General features: G+C 60.8%; 15 protein-coding genes. 6 read left to right on the forward strand and 9 right to left on the reverse strand.

The features are described 5' to 3' along the window. Nucleotides 1–262 precede the first annotated feature (262 nt). On the reverse strand, nt 263–1,339 hold the full coding sequence (recA, locus tag RMQ97_RS09905; RefSeq protein WP_413660715.1) for a recombinase RecA: 1,077 nt from the start codon (nt 1,337–1,339) through the stop codon (nt 263–265). 173 nt (nt 1,340–1,512) lie between these two features. On the opposite strand from recA, the gene mltF reads away from it, so the two are divergent. Further along, entirely contained in the window at nt 1,513–2,985 is a 1,473-nt protein-coding gene (gene mltF, locus RMQ97_RS09910) for a membrane-bound lytic murein transglycosylase MltF (protein WP_413660716.1), read from the forward strand. A 30-nt stretch (nt 2,986–3,015) separates the two neighbouring features. On the opposite strand, the gene RMQ97_RS09915 is transcribed toward mltF, so the two are convergent. The 4 genes from RMQ97_RS09915 to fliQ are packed head-to-tail and all read right to left on the reverse strand — an operon-like array spanning nt 3,016 to nt 7,681. Further along, nucleotides 3,016–5,535, reverse strand: coding sequence for an ATP-binding protein (locus tag RMQ97_RS09915; RefSeq protein ID WP_413660717.1), 2,520 nt, complete (start codon nt 5,533–5,535; stop codon nt 3,016–3,018). 38 nt (nt 5,536–5,573) lie between these two features. Continuing rightward, on the reverse strand, nt 5,574–6,665 hold the full coding sequence (flhB, locus tag RMQ97_RS09920; RefSeq protein WP_413660718.1) for a flagellar biosynthesis protein FlhB: 1,092 nt from the start codon (nt 6,663–6,665) through the stop codon (nt 5,574–5,576). 3 nt (nt 6,666–6,668) lie between these two features. Further along, nucleotides 6,669–7,421: a flagellar biosynthetic protein FliR gene (fliR, locus tag RMQ97_RS09925; RefSeq protein ID WP_413660719.1), complete on the reverse strand. Its 753-nt coding sequence runs from the start codon at nt 7,419–7,421 to the stop codon at nt 6,669–6,671. Beyond that, nucleotides 7,418–7,681 carry a flagellar biosynthesis protein FliQ gene (fliQ, locus tag RMQ97_RS09930; RefSeq protein ID WP_413660720.1) on the reverse strand — a complete coding sequence of 88 codons (264 nt, stop codon included), beginning with the start codon at nt 7,679–7,681 and terminating at the stop codon, nt 7,418–7,420. The genes fliR and fliQ overlap by 4 nt, the downstream gene beginning before the upstream one ends. A gap of 112 nt (nt 7,682–7,793) precedes the next feature. Here fliQ and RMQ97_RS09935 point away from each other — a divergent pair, with 112 nt between their 5' ends. From RMQ97_RS09935 to RMQ97_RS09945, 3 genes are all read left to right on the forward strand, one after another. Then, nucleotides 7,794–9,704: a DUF885 domain-containing protein gene (locus RMQ97_RS09935; RefSeq protein ID WP_413660721.1), complete on the forward strand. Its 1,911-nt coding sequence runs from the start codon at nt 7,794–7,796 to the stop codon at nt 9,702–9,704. A 238-nt stretch (nt 9,705–9,942) separates the two neighbouring features. After that, on the forward strand, nt 9,943–11,841 hold the full coding sequence (locus RMQ97_RS09940; protein ID WP_413660722.1) for a DUF885 domain-containing protein: 1,899 nt from the start codon (nt 9,943–9,945) through the stop codon (nt 11,839–11,841). Nucleotides 11,842–12,085: 244 nt separating this feature from the next. Beyond that, a complete protein-coding gene (locus tag RMQ97_RS09945) occupies nt 12,086–13,420 on the forward strand; it encodes a hypothetical protein (RefSeq protein WP_413660723.1) in 1,335 nt (444 codons plus the stop codon). An 89-nt stretch (nt 13,421–13,509) separates the two neighbouring features. On the opposite strand, the gene RMQ97_RS09950 is transcribed toward RMQ97_RS09945, so the two are convergent. The 4 genes from RMQ97_RS09950 to RMQ97_RS09965 form a co-directional block, all read right to left on the reverse strand. Beyond that, complete coding sequence (locus tag RMQ97_RS09950; protein WP_413660724.1) at nt 13,510–15,303, reverse strand: cytochrome c peroxidase; 1,794 nt, start codon at nt 15,301–15,303, stop codon at nt 13,510–13,512. A gap of 140 nt (nt 15,304–15,443) precedes the next feature. After that, nucleotides 15,444–15,758: a flagellar hook-basal body complex protein FliE gene (fliE, locus tag RMQ97_RS09955; protein ID WP_413660725.1), complete on the reverse strand. Its 315-nt coding sequence runs from the start codon at nt 15,756–15,758 to the stop codon at nt 15,444–15,446. A gap of 25 nt (nt 15,759–15,783) precedes the next feature. Further along, the gene (gene flgC, locus RMQ97_RS09960; RefSeq protein ID WP_413660726.1) at nt 15,784–16,197 is read right to left on the reverse strand and encodes a flagellar basal body rod protein FlgC; all 414 of its coding nucleotides are present in this window, start codon (nt 16,195–16,197) and stop codon (nt 15,784–15,786) included. Nucleotides 16,198–16,210: 13 nt separating this feature from the next. Beyond that, entirely contained in the window at nt 16,211–16,600 is a 390-nt protein-coding gene (locus tag RMQ97_RS09965; RefSeq protein WP_413660727.1) for a flagellar basal body protein, read from the reverse strand. Nucleotides 16,601–16,708: 108 nt separating this feature from the next. Here RMQ97_RS09965 and RMQ97_RS09970 point away from each other — a divergent pair, with 108 nt between their 5' ends. Continuing rightward, on the forward strand, nt 16,709–17,080 hold the full coding sequence (locus RMQ97_RS09970; protein ID WP_413660728.1) for a flagellar biosynthetic protein FliO: 372 nt from the start codon (nt 16,709–16,711) through the stop codon (nt 17,078–17,080). Further along, a complete protein-coding gene (gene fliP, locus RMQ97_RS09975) occupies nt 17,077–17,832 on the forward strand; it encodes a flagellar type III secretion system pore protein FliP (RefSeq protein ID WP_413660729.1) in 756 nt (251 codons plus the stop codon). Before RMQ97_RS09970 ends, fliP begins: the two co-directional genes overlap by 4 nt. Nucleotides 17,833–17,859: the final 27 nt, after the last annotated feature.

Here is a 17,859-nt window from a genome sequence, read left to right on the forward strand (position 1 = left end):
GATGACACTTTTGGGATCTGATGAGGTGATCTGATGGTGCAATCTGATATCGTGAGCTGATTCAGTGCCCTAAACTGGCAGGCCCGTTTCGGCGACCCAATTGGGAACGCCGAATTCAGCTCATCCGGTCCAACAACTGAGGCTCAACAGATCAGGCTCAGCAAATCAGGTCAAACGGTTGAGCCTCACCACTCACTGCAATCGCCAGGACGCCAGCCAAAACGACTGAACGCCCCGACGCCTCGCACCAATAAGAGCGAGACTAGCTGGCCGCCGCCGCGTCATCATCCGCATCAGGACCGGTGAGCATCTCATCCGCGATCAACCCGGCATTTGCCCGGACCTTGCGCTCGATCTCCGCAGAGATATCCGTGTGCTCCAGCAGGAAACGACGCGCGTTCTCACGGCCCTGTCCGATACGTTCGGAATTATAGGAATACCAGGAGCCGGACTTCTCAATGACATCGCCCTTCACGCCGAGATCCAGCAATTCACCCATTTTGGAAATGCCTTCGCCGTAGAGAATATCAAACTCGACCTCCCGGAAGGGGGGCGCGACCTTGTTCTTCACCACTTTCACGCGGGTCTGATTGCCGATCACTTCATCGCGATTCTTGATCGCGCCGATTCGGCGGATATCCAGGCGGACGGAAGAGTAGAATTTCAGGGCATTACCGCCGGTCGTGGTCTCGGGAGAGCCGAACATCACACCGATCTTCATGCGGATCTGATTGATGAAAATCACCAAGCAGTTGGATTTGGAGATGGAGGCCGTCAGCTTGCGCAGCGCCTGGCTCATCAAGCGCGCTTGCAGGCCCGGCAGGCTATCCCCCATTTCCCCTTCCAGCTCGGCGCGCGGCGTCAGGGCCGCGACCGAGTCGATCACCAGGATATCGACAGCGCCGGACCGGACGAGCGTGTCAGCGATCTCAAGCGCCTGTTCACCCGCGTCAGGCTGGGAGACCAGAAGCTCGCCCACATCCACGCCCAGCTTGGCCGCATAAACCGGATCCAGGGCATGTTCAGCATCGACAAAAGCGGCCACGCCGCCCGCCTTTTGAGCCTCGGCCACGGTGTGCAGCGCCAGAGTGGTCTTGCCCGAGCTTTCCGGCCCATAGATCTCGATGATCCGGCCCTTGGGCAGACCGCCCACACCCAGGGCAATATCCAGACCCAGAGACCCGGTGGACACCGCCTCGATTTCCATCGCCGGTTTCTGACCGAGCTTCATCACCGAGCCTTTGCCGAACGCCTTGTCGATCTGGCTGAGTGCGGCCTCAATGGCCTTCTGCTTGTCGTTGTTTTCGTTTTTCACGAGTCGAATCGCGCCCTTGCTCATTTGCCCTTGTCCTTATTTCACGCCGCTAACAAGCGGGCAACTGCCACAACGCGTACCAGTTTTGTTCACGGAACACAAGCGGAACATTTATGGTTAACAAAACAGAACAAAGCGGAACATCCACTCGCCTAATCCCGATTGCGCCACCCGTTCGCCCCCAGTAACATGCTTGAATGTCCCTTTGGCACAGGCATATCGCGCCGCTCTGGAACCGGTTCCGGTCGCAACCCGAACTTCGCTCCCACACCGGAACGGGTGTGATGCTGATGAGCCTCGTGGCGGTCACGCTGGCCGCATCGGAGCGGCCTGACCCGGACGCCGGGCCTGTCATGATTCGCGACAGCGTCTCCGGCCTGGTGAGCCCGGCCTATCTGCCCGACCTCGATGCGGGCGGACCATTGATCGTGCTCACCCTGACCGGCCCGACCAGCCATTTCCAGACCCGGTCGGGAGAGCTTGTGGGCTATGAACGCGATCTGGCGACAGCCCTGGCCGAACATATGGGCGTGCCTGTCGAATTTCGGGTGAAACCGGATATCCGGGCCCTCATCCGTGCGTTGAATGTGGGCGAAGGCCATGTCGCAGCGGCCGGTCTGACCGCCACCGACGCCCGTCGGGCACAGGGGCTGAGGTTCGGCCCGGCCTACAAGCTCGTGCGGGAGCAGCTGGTCTGCCGCCGGGGCGGGGTTCGACCACGCCGCGCCGGCGCTCTCGCGGAGGCCTCACTCATTGTGCAATCGGGGTCGAGCTATGAGGAAACGCTGGAGACCCGACGCGTCGCGCTGCCCGAACTGACCTGGGACACCCAGCCGGCTGGCTCGGCCTTGCCCCTGCTCGAACTGGTCGATGCGGGGCTTTATGACTGTACCGTGGCCGATTCCCATCTGGTGGATATTGCGCGGCTTTTGATGCCCGAACTCTCGGTCAGCCTGAACCTGACCCGCGACCGTCCCCTGGCCTGGCTGGTCTCCCCGCGCGCAACGGGTCTGGAGGCGCGGCTGGAGGCGGAATTTGCCTGGGCCCATACCTCCGGCCTGCTCGATGAGCTGGACCATTTCTGGTTCGGCCGGTTTGGCGATTTCGACTATGTGGATGTCGCCACATTTGTTGAACGGCTCGACACCCGCCTGCCCCACTACCAGCCCTATTTCGAAGCGGCGGCCGAGGCCCATGATCTGGAATGGCAAACACTGGCGGCCCAGGCCTATCAGGAATCACACTGGGACCCCGATGCCGTCAGTGCGACAGGAGTGCGCGGCCTGATGATGCTGACCCTGCCCACTGCCCGGCAGATGGGCGTGGAAGACCGCGAAGACCCGCTGCAAAGCATTGAAGGGGGGTCGCGTTATCTGGCCAATCTGCTTGACCGCCTGCCCGATGACATTCCGCAAGAGGAGCGGATCTGGTTCGCCCTGGCCGCCTATAATGTCGGCATGGGTCATCTCTATGATGCTCGTCGGCTGGCGGAACAAAGAGGCCTGAACAAAAACAACTGGCAGGATATTGCCACCACCCTGCCCCTGTTGTCTGACCCGGAACACTATCCGACGACCCGCCACGGATATGCGCGTGGCCATGAACCCGTGCGGTATGTCGAGAAGATCCAAGAATACCGGATCATGCTGCTGGCCAATCAGGAGATCTGACCCGGTCCCGCCCCCGGTTCGGCGTGTGGCCTATTCCCCGGCCAGGATGGTTTTCACCTTCTCGGCCAGTTGCGGCAGGGTGAAGGGTTTGGGCAGGAAGGCAATCTCGCGCTCCTGCGACAGGGTTTCGGAGAATTGTTCCGCCGCATAGCCCGAGATGAAGACCACCCGGGTCTCGCTCAGCATGTCGCGCGCCTTTTCCAATAGACCCGGCCCGTCCAGTCCCGGCATGACGACATCGGAAATGAGCAAGTCGAAGCCCTCCTCATCATCCTCGAGAATCTCATAGGCTTCCTCGCCATCGGCCGCTTCAACCACGTCATAACCGCGCTTGATCAGAGTTTTGGCCGCAATCGCACGCACGGCATCCTCGTCTTCCACCAGCAGGATGCGCCCGCTACCCGACAGATCGGCGGGCGGAGCCTCGACCTGTTTGGCCTCTTCTTCCTGCTGGATCTCCTGGGCCTCTTCCGCACTTGGCGTATGTCCCGGCAGATAGATAGTGAATGTCGTCCCGACATTCACTTCACTCTCGGCGAAGAGAAAACCGCCGGATTGTTTGACGATGCCATACACCGTGGCCAGGCCCAGACCCGTCCCCTTGCCGGCTTCCTTGGTCGTAAAGAATGGCTCGAAAATCTTTTCCAGCGTCTCCTTATCCATGCCATGACCTTCATCCCGTACGGCGATGGACAACCAGTCACCCTCGCGCGGATTGGGAGCTCCGGCCTGGCGCACGAGATCGGCATCCACTTTCTGCGTGGTGATCACCAGCGCGCCACCGCCCTTTTGGGACATGGCGTCACGGGCATTGGCCGCCAGATTGATGATCGCCGTTTCCAACTGGCCCTTATCCGCCTTGATCATGGGCAGTCCACGACCATGAACGATGTCGAGACGAACGGTTTCCTCGACAATCTGACGCAGCAGCACTGAGACATCCGACAGCACATTGCCCACATCCAGCGTTTCCATCCGGAAAGTCTGCTTGCGCGAGAAAGCCAGAAGTTTGCGCACCAGACCCGCCGCCCGGGCTACGGTCTGATTGATCGCCTGCAGCTCGCCATAGGATGGATCACCAACGGGATGGCGATTGAGCAATTCATCACAGTTCAGGCGGATGGCCGTCAGCAGATTGTTGAAATCATGCGCCACGCCGCCGGCCAGCTGACCCACGGCCTGCATCTTGTTGGACTGGGCGACCTGACGCTCCAGGTCCTTCCAGGCGGTGACATCGATCACATAGGCCACACGCTTGCCGCCGCGGGCCGGCGCGAAGGCCAGCCGCACATACTGGACTTTCTCGGTATTGAGACGTGCCTCGGCCAGTTCCGTACCTCCGGCCATGGCAGCGTCAAAGGCCTCGGCGGCGCTTTCACCCTCTTCCCACTGGAAGAGCGATTTGAACTTCACGCCCGGAATGGCCTGGCCGCCGGACAGCTGGACCAGGGCCGGATTGATATCTTCGATGATCGCGGTGTCCGGATCCGCCATGTCCAGCCGCACCACACCAAAGGGAGCCGTGGCGAACATGTCATCTAGCGTGCGTCCGGCGGACTGGGACTGCCCCATCGCCTGGGCCACACCGGGCGGTGCGCCCGTCACCGAGAGGCCATACATCACACCGCGCGCCATGGGCGGTTTGCCGGGAATCCAGTCGACAACAATCGCCACCGGGCTTTCGATACCGTCGCGCGCCTTGAGGCGCGCATCGACCCGCGCCAGGGCGTCGCCGCCGCGCGAGTTGAGAACAGAGCGCGCACCATCACCGGCCAGGATGGCATCCAGGCGAGGCAAAGGCTCGCCCTCATCCAGGCCCAGCCAGTCACGCAATGTGTCATTGGCCATGGCAATCTCGCCATTGGCGCGAAGGGAGAACAAGGCCACAGGCGCATGTCGGCTCCAGTCCGCGGTCACCGCCTGGCCGGTCGCATCCTGCGATGTCGCGGGGATCAGACGCCAGAAGACGTGCTGGGCATCAAGCGGCCGCGCTTCCAGCGTGAAACTCTGCGTCCGCCCTTCTCCGATGGCCAGAGGCGGCAGGATCTCCGTGGCCGCTTCACCGCGCGAGGCCGCCCGCGCCAAACGATAGACCGCCCCATCGCCGCCGCCCGAACCGGCCCAGATCCGGTCAATTGTGGGCAGGCCAAAACTCTGGCCCAGACCAGCCGCCGTCTCTGCCAGGCTTTTGTAGGCCGGATTGCCCCAGCGCACACTGCCGCGGCGATCCGTGATCAGCACGGGATCGGACAGGGTGTCCATGGCCGTCATGGCGAGATCAGTGGCACTGGGCCCTTCCGTGCGTTCAGCCTTTTCGCGCATCGAACGCCCGGCAGTTTCACCTGCAGCAATCGCGTAGAGGATCAGGAAGGCAATCGCGGCCAGACCACACAGGAAGATGAAGCCGTTCCACCCGTCCTGTCCGGCTGCAAACAGGGCCACCCCCACCGCAACCGCGATGACAAAACAGGTAAAGAAGAAACCGATACGAATAATCGGTCGGGAGAAAATCCCGGTTTTTTCAGGCGTATGGGGCGTGGTGTCAGCCATGACAGGCTCCGGATCGAATCAGGCAGCAGGGCAGAAGATTACCCGGTCGGGCGATAGGTTGCGCGTTTTCCTTGCGCGAGGGTCAGGACATAGCCAATCACCTTGGCCACAGCCTGGAAATGTTCTGTGGGAATGGGTTCATCGATCTCCGCAGTCGCCCACAGCGCACGCGCGAGCGGTGGATCCTCGACAATCGGCACCTCGTGATCCTCGGCCACCTCACGGATACGCAGGGCCACATCATCCACACCCATCGCCGTGACAACCGGTGCGGAGGTCTCGCCCTGCTCATAGTGCAGCGCAATGGCGTAGTGGGTCGGATTGGTGATCACCACCGACGCATCGGGCACCGCGGCCATCATGCGTTTTTGCGCCCGTTCCTGACGCAATTGGCGCAGACGGGCCCGAACATGCGGATCACCCTCGGTATTCTTCAACTCGTCCTTGATATCGCGCTTGGACATGCGGTTGCGCTTGATGAAACTCTGTCGCTGGAAGGCAAAGTCCGCGATGGCGATCAGCGCATACACGACCAGCGCGGCGATCATCAGCTCGATGGCCGCCTGACGCACCACCGACAGCATGCCCTCAACTTCCAGCAAAGGCAGGCTGGCGAGCTGGTCCTTTTTGGGCCAGATCACAATGAAGGCTGCCGCCGCGACCAGAGCCATTTTACCAATCCCCTTGAGGAAATTGGCCAGACCCTGCGGTCCGAAATTGCGCTTGAATCCCTCAACCGGATTGATCTTGCTCAGCTTGGGCTGGATTTTCTCGCCCGAGACCAGCCAGCCGGTCTGCACAAGATGGCCGGCCAGTCCCGCAATGGCGATCACCAGAACCGGAAAGGCCATGATCAGCGTGGTCTGCCAGGCCATGGACTGCATCAATCCCAAAAGGGCTGACGGATCGGTGTTGTATTCATGACTATGCTGCAGGAAGGCGCGCAACATCCCGGCCATCGATCCACTCGCGGCCGGCAAAAGAAAGATCAGCAGGGCGAGACCGGAGGCCAGCACAAACCATCCCGGAATCTCCTGGGATTTGGCGACATCGCCTTTCTTGCGCGCCTCCTCCAGCCTTCGCTGGGTCGGTTCTTCGGTCTTTTCACTCTCATCCTGATCTTCGGCCATGGATCACACAAGCTCCGTTGCAAAGTTTTCCATGCGCGCCAGCCAGACCGTGCTCATGGCCCCCAGCGCGATTGCGAAGATGAACAGCCCCACCATCACATTCGACGGCATGGCGATGAAGAAGATCTGCACCTGCGGCATCAGGCGCGACAGCACGCCCAGCGCCAGATAAAAAATCAGGCTGTAAACAATGAGCGGCGCGGCCATTTGTACGCCGAGTCGAAAACTGTCCGCAAAGGCCTCCAGCGCCCACAAGGCCGCATCACCGACCGGCAGGTCTCCTGCCGGTGGAAAGACCGCGTAGGAATTCACCGCAGCCATCAGAAACAGGTGATGCAGTTCGGTGACGAAGATCAGCGTCATGAAGGTCAGATTGATGAACGTCGCCAGCAAGGCCCCCTGCTGCCCCTGTGAGGGGTCAAAGCTCTGGGCCATGGCCAGACCACTGGACTGACCGATCACCTGGCCCGCCACCGACGCCGTCGAGAGGAGGATCCGCGCCACACCGCCAATCATCAGGCCGATGAGCATTTCCTGCACCACCAGCCCGGCCACCGGCAGCGGGCGGGGTGGCATGTCGGGCAAGGCAGGCGCCGCGATCGGCGCGACTACCAGTGTCACCATCAGCGCAAAGGCCAGGCGAATGGGCACGGGCACGGATTGTTCGCCAAAACCGGGCAACAGCATGAGAATACTGCCCATCCGGGCGAAGACGAGAGCGCCCAGAAACACGTAATCGGGCAGCTCGAAGATCATGGGTTCGCGATCCGGTCCATGACATTGATCATGAAACTGCCCATCAATCCGCCCATCAGGGGCAGGAAAACGAGCAGGGCAATGAAGATGGCGATGATCTTCGGCACAAAGACCAAGGTCATCTCCTGGATCTGCGTTAACGCCTGAAACAGGGCTACGACCACGCCGACCCCGAGGCCGATGAGCATCACAGGGGCGGACATCGCGAGGGCAAGCCAGATGGCATCGCGTGCAAAATCAAGAACTTCTGGTCCAGTCACGGCCTTCTGCCTCTCGGAGCGGACGAATCGCAATTACGGTTAATTATCTTTACGCTTGCCGTGAGCGCATTAAGAAAGAGTCAATTTTGGTAAAGACTGAGGGGAAGACGTCATGACCAATAAACTGCTGCTGGCGAGTGCTAGCCTGCTGGCCTTGCTGGCCGCGTGCACACCTGTTGACGAGACCGCTGAGACTCCGGTCACCGAAACACCCGCCTCCGTCGAGACCCCGGCCGAGACAATCGACACCCAGGCGACCGAGACCGAGCAGACGGAAACTGAGCGCCTGTACGCGTTTTTCCAGGCCGGTTTCGAAGAGGAAATGGCCCTGTCGCCGCTCACCCAGACCTATCTGGGCATGATCGCAGACCTGGAGGCCTATGGTCAGTGGGATGACGTCTCCGAAACGGCCTTCCGCGACGGCCTGGCCCGCGAAGCCGCCCGTATTCGCGAGATGAACGCGACTTTTGATTTCGAGGCCCTGACACCGGAAGCCCAGGTCTCCTGGCGCTTTGCCGAGTTTATCGCTGAGAATAATGCCCAGCTCGCCGAGTTCTGGGATCATAACTATGTCTTCACGCAATTCTTCGGGCCGCACACCCAGATGCCGACCATTCTGATCGGCTATCACCGGATCGAAAACACCGACCATGCCGAGGCCTATATCTCCCGCCTCAACGGCCTGGGCCCGATGATGCGCGAATACACGCTCCAGGCCGAGAACCGGGCTCAGAACGGCGTCCTGCCGCCCGCCTTCGCCTTCCCGATCATCATTGCCACAACCCAGGGCATGATCACCGGCGCCCCCTTCGATGACAGCGAGACGGACAGCCCGCTTCTGGCCGACTTTCGCGCAAAAATCGACGGTCTGGACCTGGACGAGGCTGAGGCCGAGGCCCTGATCGCACGCGCCACCGAAGCACTCACCAATTCGGTTGAGCCGGCCTATCGTGAGCTGATCGCCACCATGCAACGCCATGAGACCCTGGTCGCAGGCCGCAATGACGGTGCCTGGGCCCTGCCGGAAGGCGGCTCCTTCTACGAAAGCCAGCTGCGCAATTACACCACACGCACCGACATGACGGCGGAACAGATCCACCAGACGGGTCTGGCCGAGGTGGAGCGAATTCATGACGAGATGCGCGCCATCATGGCCCAGGTCGGCTTTGAAGGCACGCTGCAGGACTTTTTCGAATTCGTCCGGACCGATCCGCAATTCTACTATCCCAACACCGATGAGGGACGTGATCGTTATCTGAGTGAAAGCGCCGAGATGATCGCCGGCCTGATGGAAGTGGCACCGGACTATTTCGGTCAGCTGCCGCGCGCGGAACTGGATGTGCGTGCCGTTGAGCCCTATCGCATTGAAACGGCCACGGGCGCGTTCTACGAGCCGGGCGCGCTGGATGGATCGCGACCGGGCGCCTATTATGTCAATCTCGCCGAGATGAGCGAGAACCCGACCTATCTGATGGAATCCCTCGCCTATCACGAGGGCGCTCCGGGTCACCACTTCCAGTCCTCGCTGGCGCAGGAACTGGAAAATGCTCCTATGTTCCAGCGCTTTGCCTGGTATTCCGCCTATGGTGAAGGCTGGGCGCTCTATGCCGAGGCCCTGGGCAAGGATATGGGCTTTTTCACCGATCCCTACCAGGATTTCGGACGACTCTCCTATGAAGTCTTCCGGGCGGCCCGCCTGGTCGTCGATACCGGCATCCACCACTATCAATGGACCGAGGAAGAGGCCAATGAGTACATGCTCATGGCCACGCCCATGCCGGCCGGGGATATCGAGAACGAGGTCCGACGTTACATCGTCTGGCCGGGCCAGGCTGTATCCTACAAGGTGGGCATGCTGACCATTCTCGAACTTCGCCAGCGGGCCATGGACGCTCTGGGTGAGGCGTTCGACTATGGCGAATTCCATGATGTGGTTTTGACCAATGGTTCGGTGCCACTGTCACTGCTCGAAGAATTGGTCGACAATTACATCGCCGAAAAACAGGCTGAATCCGCGCAGTAACGCGTAGACAAACGTCGGATCACCACAACGAACGGGTCTCGCACGGGAAGGCGGGACCCGTTTTCACGGGGCAGGACCTGCCTAGGGCAGGCAAGCCTGCAGCAATGTGCAAATCCTGCACGGGTCGGACTTGCACCACAGGACCGACCGGGCAAGGTTTGTCACGAGAGTGGGCAGACACGTCGTCTGTTCATGGGGAAGTCGGACGTCTGGCAACAGGCGTTCGGGGAGAAGAGACATGACATCGATCAAGACTTTGCTGCTGGGCGCATCCGCCCTGGCACTTCTGGCCGCCTGTACACCGGCCAACGACACCTCGACCGAGGCCACGGGGCCGACCGCGCCTGCAACAGACACATCGGCCGCACAGGCTCCGTCCACCACCGAAACAACCGAAACCGAGCAGAGTGAGAGCGCACGCCTCAATGCCTGGTTTGAGGAGGTCTTCCAGGCCGGCATCGCCCGGTCTCCGATGTACCAGACCTATCTGGGCATGAAGACCAATTACGGATCCTGGGATGATGCCAGCCCGGAATTTGACCAGGAAAGCTATGACATCGGCCAGGAAAACTACCAATACATGCTGGCGAATTTCGATTTCGATGCACTCGACGCCTCGACCCAGCTGTCCTGGCGCTTGTTCGAACGCAATGCGCTGCGCGCGCAGGAAGGCCAGCGCTGGACCGATCACGGCTATGTCTTCACGCCGCGATCCGGGCCGCACATGAATGCCCCGACCTTCCTGATCAATAATCACCGTGTCGACACGCTCGAGGATGCCGAGGCCTATATCGCCCGTCTCAACGGTTTTGGCGCCTATATGGACCAGAATATCGCCAATGCCCGGCGCTCCTACGAGATGGGTGTCTATACGCCGCTTTGGACCTATGAGCCGATGATCCAGACGGCGCGCAATGTCACGTCAGGCGCCCCGTTTGATGACAGCGATGAAGACAGTCCGCTGATGGCCGATTTCCGCGCCAAGCTGGCCTCGCTCGACCTGTCCGAAGACGAGACGGCGCGCCTGCTGGCCGAGGCCGAAACCGCACTGACCGGGGTCGTCGCACCGGCCTATGCGCGCGTGATCGCCCTGTTTGAAGACCAGGCCGGCCTTGCCAGCGCGGATGATGGGGTCTGGAAACACCCTGAGGGGGGCGACTACTACAACTATCTGCTGGCCGGCTATACGACGACCGACATGACGGCGCAGGAGATCCACCAGCTGGGCCTGGACGAGGTCGCCCGCATCCATGACGAAATGCGCGCCATCATGGCCCAGGTCGAGTTTGACGGGACGTTGCAGGAATTCTTCGATTTCATGCGCACCGACAGCCAGTTCTACTATGAGAACACGGATGAGGGTCGCCAGCGCTATCTCGACGAAGCCACGGCCATGATCGACACCATGGTCGAAACCCTGCCGCAAATGTTCAACACCTTCCCGCAGGCCGAGCTGGAAGTGCGCCGTGTGGAACCCTTCCGCGAAGCGTCGGCGGGCAAGGCCTTCTACCAGCGCCCTGCAGCCAATGGCTCGCGCCCGGGCGTGTACTACGCCAATCTGCGCGACATGGCCCAGATGCCGACCTATCAGATGGAGGCGCTGGCCTATCACGAGGGTGCGCCCGGTCACCACATGCAGCTGGCCATCATGCAGGAGCTGGAGGGTATTCCGTCCTTCCGCCGGTTTGGCGGTTACACGGCCTACACCGAAGGCTGGGGGCTCTACACCGAATTGATGCCCAAGGAATTCGGCTTCTATTCCGATCCCTATTCCGACTTCGGCCGACTGGCCATGGAATTGTGGCGGGCCTGCCGCCTGGTGGTCGATACCGGTCTGCACGAGATGCAGTGGACCCGTGAAGAGGCTGTCGATTACCTGATCGAAAACACGCCCAACCCGGCCGGCGACAGCCAGAACGCGATTGATCGCTACATCGTCTATCCCGGCCAGGCGACGGCCTACAAGATCGGCATGAACGAGATCCTGCGCCTGCGCACCATGGCCGAAGACGCTCTGGGTGAGGCCTATGACATCCGTGATTTCCACGATGTGGTGCTCACGGAAGGCGCCTTGCCGCTCTCCATTCTGGAAGAACAGGTCAATGCCTATATTGCGCGGACCCAGTCTGCGGAATAAGCCTGATCCCGCTTGCCACTAACGGAAAAGGCCGCTCCCTCCGGAGCGGCCTTTTTTCATGCCCAGACAGTTGTAGTCCCTCGCCAGAAGCGCCCCGGGATTGACCCGAAAAGGGCAAAGTCCGTCCCGATTTCGACTCAATATCGCCACAAAGGACGCTCTACCCTGAATTGCCATACTTGGGGTTGCACGAAAACAGGGCACAGATATCCGGCATGGCCGTCTAGAGCGAGGGGAGTAGACCATGTTTATCACAGCGATCATCAGCACAGCGATCCTGCTGGATCAATCCGTCCAGACTGACACATCTGATGCTGAAACCGATACAAAGGGGGGGGCGAGGTCCGCGCCAGAAATGTGGTCGAACTACACCTCCCGCGGTGATTATGTTTCAGCACTGATATCCCAAACTGTACCCGACGAAATTCCTGCAGCCGCAACGCCGCACTATCTGAGATACAAGAACACGCAAGTCTATAACTTCACAGGGCGATACACCCACGCGCATCGTCTTGCTGCACCCAACTTCTTCACGCCTCCCTCTGGTCTGGACCTGGGTGAAGCAGGCTGGGTCACCCCATCTGAACTCACCAATTATACCCGGACCGATGCGCTGGACTATCTGCGCACCGCTATCGCGGACCGGAATATCGTGATCATCAATGAAGCTCATCAGATGGGGCATCACCGGGCCTTCATGGCCGAGCTCCTGCCTGTCTTGAAGGAGGCCGGCTTCACTCATTTCGGGATGGAAGCGCTCTCACCTGAAGCCGAACACGTCTGGCAGACAACCGGTACTCCGACCGGCGGATCCGGCTACTATTTCAGCGATCCGATGATGGGACATGTCCTGTCTGTCGCGGATCAGCAAGGGTTTGACTGGTTTGCCTACGAGATCCGTGCGGAGCAACGGATCGATTGCGCCGTACAGGAATGCACGCCCGAAACCCGGATTGCCAATCGGGAACAGGCTCAGGCGCAAAACATCCATGAGCGGGTTTTTGTCGACAATCCCAATGCCCGGGTGGCTCTGTATGTTGGCTTCAGTCATCTGGATGAAGGTCATGACGGAAATACCTGGATGGCCGCACGGCTGGCGGAGCTGTCCGGCTTTGATCCGTTGACAATCGACCAAGTCACGGGATCAGGCATCGCGCCGGCAGAGACCGCTGCCCTCGTCCAGAGTATTCATGATGGTTTTGCGATTACCGAACCCAGCATACTCGTCTCGGATGCGGGTACCCCCCTCGCCCCGCCGACTTCGCGATGGGATGCCGATATCACACTGTTTCTCCCGGCCGCACTCAATTCAGACCCTGAAGCCCGACCGGAATGGCTGGCCGCGATCCCCGGTCGCCAGCCCGTCGACATCGATGTTTCGAGCCTTGAAGAGCGTCCCCTGGTCGTCCAGGCATTTTCAACACCGCGCGCCGAACGCGCTGCGCCGGTCGACCAGTTATCCATCCTGGAGGGAGAGGATGTCAGTTCTATCCAGCTTTTCCTGCCTGCGGGGCATTACGAAATTCAGGTTCAAACGCCCTCGGGGATCATAGACCTTCCGGAGCGGGATCTGGACTGAGCGCCACCCTGAGACGTAACCCAGGAAAAGGCCGCTCCCTCCGGAGCGGCCTTTTGAGTACGGCGGACACAGGTCCACCACACACGGGGTCAGTTGGCAAAGGGATCGGAGAAGGCCTCCTCGTCCAGAAAGGCCTCATCCGTCAGGGTGTTCAAAAACGCGACCAGGGCTGCGATCTCGGCCTCGTCCAGATTAAAACGCTGGATCGGGGCCCCGGCATTATTGCCCTGGCGCAGGAGATTGCTGGTCTCGCCATTATCATTGATCCCGGTGGCGTAGAAATTCACCACCTCCTCCAGCGTCTCGAACCGGCCATCATGCATATAAGGAGCGGACACAGAGATATTGCGCAGGCTGGGTGATTTGAAATCATCATCCCCGCTGGCCCCGCCGCCATTCACGGTCGGATCCAGGCCGATATTCTGTGGCGGCCGGTCATAAATCTGGGCACCGGTTTCGTGGCACTGATTACAGCCCATCGACATGACCGGGTCCAGCCCCGCGCGCGCCAGAACCGCCTCATCAACCGGTTGAAACAAGGCCATGCCCTGTAACTCCTCAGGGGTCAGCACATCCACCGGATCTGCACCGGCAATGACCGGATCGAGTGGCGAGCGCGCACTCACCATCGCTCGCTGGAACTGGGCCAGTGCCCGGGCAATCCGGTCGGCGGTGACCGCATCGTCACCAAAGGCCGCTTCGAACAGGGGCGGGTAGAATGTCTGTGCCTCGACGGTCGCCACCAGATTGTCGAGCGTATTGCCCATTTCAACAGGGTTCTGGATCGGTCCCAGGGCCTGGGCTTCCAGGCTGTCGGCCCGCTCGTCCCAGAACATATTGCCCCGCCGGTAAAAGCGCACATTGGCCAGGCTTGGTGCATTGAAAACGGTCTGACCACCCGAAAAGCCGGTACTCACGGCAGACGGCTCACCGAAGTTAAACGTCTGCACATGGCAGCTCGCGCACGAGACCGTGTTGTTGGCGGACAGGCGCGTATCATAGAACAGCACTCGCCCCAGCGTGGCTCCGGCATTGCTCAGCGGATTATTGCCCGGCGTGTTATCCGTCGCCTGGATAGAGTTATTGCCGCCCTGGCGGAAATGCGCGGGTGTGTCCTCCTCCGCAAAGGCCACATAGTCAAACGCCGTGGCAGGCAGATCCGGCGCCCCGGTGGTCGTCGCGCGAACCACGACGATATGAATATCGCGCTCGGCGGGCGCGCCTATTCCATTGCTCGCGGACACGCTCGCCGCATACACGCCCGCGATGGTCGGGCGTCCGGACAGCCTTGTTCCCTGCCGCGTCAGGCCCGGCACCTCGGAGGCCAGGTCCAGGGAAAGTGTCACCCCCGTTCCGCTCGGATCCGTGAAATAGGCCTCCCAGTCCTGGAGGTCGACATTGACGGCCTGACCCACACGAAACCGCAAACCGGCCGGGCCGGATTGCGCCACCACATCCTGATTATCGGTAATGATAATCTGAAATGTGTCACTCGCCGAAGCACCGGAGGGGTCACTCGCCGTGATCACCGCTGTCACGGTCACAGCCCGGTCCGGTATACCGGTGACACGACCCGCCTGGACGTCCAGACCTGTATTGGCCGGGGTCAGGCTCACCGCGTAACTCAGCGCATCTCCATCGGGATCGGTAAACGTGGTGCCGTTCTGTGTCGCGTCATACTCAAAGGCCACACCGGTCTCCCCGGCCTGGTCGAGATTGGCCAGCGTCACCACGGGGGCTGAATTGCCCGGCTCAGTGTCCGCTCCACCGCCTGTACTGGTGGACGATGATCCGCCGCCGCCACAGGCCGCCAGGGCCAGGCCCAGTCCCAGAACGGCAGGCCGCACGGCCCGACCTCCACTCAATAACCAACGCACTTGCATGTTGCACTCCTGTCCCTCCCCGCTCGTGTCCAAGTCCCCAAATCTGCTACGGGGCGACACAGGGCTTTCCGTCGGTCAGATGTGAAAAACCCCGCCTGCAGAACAGACGGGGCTGACATCATGGAGTGTTTCAGGGTCGATCAGATCGGCATGCGGAGGATTTCCTGATAGGCCCGCACCACCTGGTCCCGCACCGAGACCACCGTTTCAAGGGTCAGTTCGGCGGCGGACACGGCCGTCACCACATCCACCAGATCTGCATCCCCGGTCGCACCGGCGGCCATCATCTGTTCGGAATGCTGCATGGTTGCCTCGGTTTCCGCGATCGCATCCGTGACGAGGCCGGCGAAATTCACCCCGCCCGCCTGTGCGGTGTCGTCAGAGCCCCCGGCAATCGAGGTCTGGGCGGTCTGCAATGCCGCCTGATAGGCTTTCAGCCCGGACAGATCAGCCATTCTGGCCTCCCTTCAAGAATACCGACTAGCGGCGCAGAAGATCGAGCGTGCGCTCCATCATCCGGCGCGTATTGTCGATCATGTTCAGATTCGCCTCATAGGTCCGCATGGCCTCGCGCATATCCATCATCTCGACCAGTGTCTGGACGTTGGGATATTTCACATACCCTTCCAGATCCGCGGCCGGATGCCCCGGCTCATAGCGCAGCTGGAAGTCGGACTGGTCCTCGTGCACCTCATTCATCTGCACCAGGTTGAGGCCGGTATACTTGTCCAGCTCGGCGTCAAACACCGGCACCTGGCGACGATAGGGATCCCCGCCGGGCTCGCTCGACACCGACTGGGCGTTGGCGATGTTTTCCGAGATGATGCGCATGCGCGCGCGCTGGGCCGCCAGGCCTGCCGCTGCGATCTCGAGTGTGTCATTGGTATGAGACATCGATTACTCCTGCCTATCCGCCCGGCGTGCGGACTGCCATGCGCAACATGCCCAGGCTCTTCTGGTACAGGCTCAACGCGGTCTCATAGCTCTGCCGGGTCTCGGCCGCCTTGATCATCTGTTCTTCCAGCACGACAGAATTGCCGTTCACGGTCGTTTCCGTGTCCGGGCGATCCTCGGTCTGCCAGGTGCGTCGCTCGCCGCGCGCGGTTTCCAGGGCGGCCGTACCCGAGCGCAATTGCGCCTGCAGCTCGCGATGAAACGCCGCCTGGTCGAGATCCTTGGGCGTGTAGCCCGGCGTATTGGCGTTGGCGACATTATCCGCAATCACGCTTTGACGCTGGTTTTGAAAGCCCAACGTCTCGCGCAGAAGATTAAGAACCGGAACATGATCGGGCCGCATGAGCGAATCCCCTTAAATCAAACTTGGTTAAGCTTGGTTAGGGCCGGTTAACGCCGTCTTAACCGCATCACCTGACAGACGGTATTAGCTTATGAGACAGGCCCGACCATGGATGCGGTGAACCTCTTTCAATACTTTGCAGCCCTCTTGATCCTGGCCGGCATGCTCGGGGCGCTGGGGCTTGTGGCCTATGCGATCCAGCGCGGCTGGATCCTGTCCAATCTGACCGGTCTGCGCATGACCGATCCGCGTCGTCGTCGCCTGGAGATCTCCGAAACCCTGGTGCTGGACCCGCAGCGCCGGGTGATCATCCTGCGCCAGGACGAGCATGAACATGTCCTGCTGCTCGGTCGCAGTGGCGAAACCGTGCTGGCGCGTCAGGACGCGCCTCCGGTTCCGGAACCCGAGACTGCCCCGGAAACCTCCCCCGCCGAAGGTTCAACCAGCCTGCTTGCGCGTCTGAAAGGCCAAGCCCGATGAAAAAGAGTGTCTGGATCTATATCGCCCTGTTCGCGCTGGGCATTCTCGCCATTCTCGGGCTAAGCTCGGGGGCCGAGGCGCAAAGCGTCACGATCGATACCGGCACCGAGGGCGAGCTGACCAATCGTGTCCTCCAGCTCATCGCCCTGCTGACCGTCCTCTCCCTCGCCCCCGGCCTGGTGATGATGACAACAAGCTTTGTGCGTATCGTGGTTGTCTTGTCCCTGCTGCGCACCGCGCTGGGTCTGCAGCAAAGCCCGCCCAATGCCGTGCTGATCAGCCTGGCCCTCTTCCTGACGGCCTTCATCATGACCCCGGTCTTCACCGAGGCCTATAATGAGGGCATCGAACCCTTGCTCAATGAAGAGATCGAACTGACCGAGAGCTTTCAGCGTACATCGGAGCCGGTGAAGATGTTCATGCTCAGCCAGACGCGGGAAAATGATCTGGGCCTGTTTCTCGACATGTCCGGTCAGGCCATTCCCGAAACCCCGGAGGAGACCTCGTTCTGGGTCGTGGCCCCGGCCTTCATGATCTCCGAATTGCGCCGCGCCTTCGAGATCGGCTTTTTGATCTTTATCCCCTTCCTGGTGATCGATCTGGTGGTCGCCTCGATCCTGATGTCGATGGGTATGATGATGCTGCCGCCCATCGTGATCTCGCTCCCCTTCAAGCTGATCTTCTTTGTCCTGGTCGATGGCTGGGGCCTGATCGTCGGCTCGCTGGTGCAGAGTTTCGGCACGATAGGATAGGCAGGCCGGGCACGACCCGGCCGGTTC

Origin of the sequence: Maricaulis sp. D1M11 (genome assembly GCF_047308265.1) — a bacterium.
Lineage (GTDB): Bacteria > Pseudomonadota > Alphaproteobacteria > Caulobacterales > Maricaulaceae > Maricaulis.

Bases quoted from the DNA above. Each gene is read 5' to 3' on its own strand.
- recA (WP_413660715.1), bottom strand. From the start codon at position 1,339: ATGAGCAAGGGCGCGATTCGACTCGTGAAAAACGAAAACAACGACAAG.
- mltF (WP_413660716.1), top strand. From the start codon at position 1,513: ATGTCCCTTTGGCACAGGCATATCGCGCCGCTCTGGAACCGGTTCCGG.
- RMQ97_RS09915 (WP_413660717.1), bottom strand. From the start codon at position 5,535: ATGGCTGACACCACGCCCCATACGCCTGAAAAAACCGGGATTTTCTCC.
- flhB (WP_413660718.1), bottom strand. From the start codon at position 6,665: ATGGCCGAAGATCAGGATGAGAGTGAAAAGACCGAAGAACCGACCCAG.
- fliR (WP_413660719.1), bottom strand. From the start codon at position 7,421: ATGATCTTCGAGCTGCCCGATTACGTGTTTCTGGGCGCTCTCGTCTTC.
- RMQ97_RS09935 (WP_413660721.1), top strand. From the start codon at position 7,794: ATGACCAATAAACTGCTGCTGGCGAGTGCTAGCCTGCTGGCCTTGCTG.
- RMQ97_RS09940 (WP_413660722.1), top strand. From the start codon at position 9,943: ATGACATCGATCAAGACTTTGCTGCTGGGCGCATCCGCCCTGGCACTT.
- RMQ97_RS09945 (WP_413660723.1), top strand. From the start codon at position 12,086: ATGTTTATCACAGCGATCATCAGCACAGCGATCCTGCTGGATCAATCC.
- RMQ97_RS09950 (WP_413660724.1), bottom strand. From the start codon at position 15,303: ATGCAAGTGCGTTGGTTATTGAGTGGAGGTCGGGCCGTGCGGCCTGCC.
- fliE (WP_413660725.1), bottom strand. From the start codon at position 15,758: ATGGCTGATCTGTCCGGGCTGAAAGCCTATCAGGCGGCATTGCAGACC.
- flgC (WP_413660726.1), bottom strand. From the start codon at position 16,197: ATGTCTCATACCAATGACACACTCGAGATCGCAGCGGCAGGCCTGGCG.
- RMQ97_RS09965 (WP_413660727.1), bottom strand. From the start codon at position 16,600: ATGCGGCCCGATCATGTTCCGGTTCTTAATCTTCTGCGCGAGACGTTG.
- RMQ97_RS09970 (WP_413660728.1), top strand. From the start codon at position 16,709: ATGGATGCGGTGAACCTCTTTCAATACTTTGCAGCCCTCTTGATCCTG.
- fliP (WP_413660729.1), top strand. From the start codon at position 17,077: ATGAAAAAGAGTGTCTGGATCTATATCGCCCTGTTCGCGCTGGGCATT.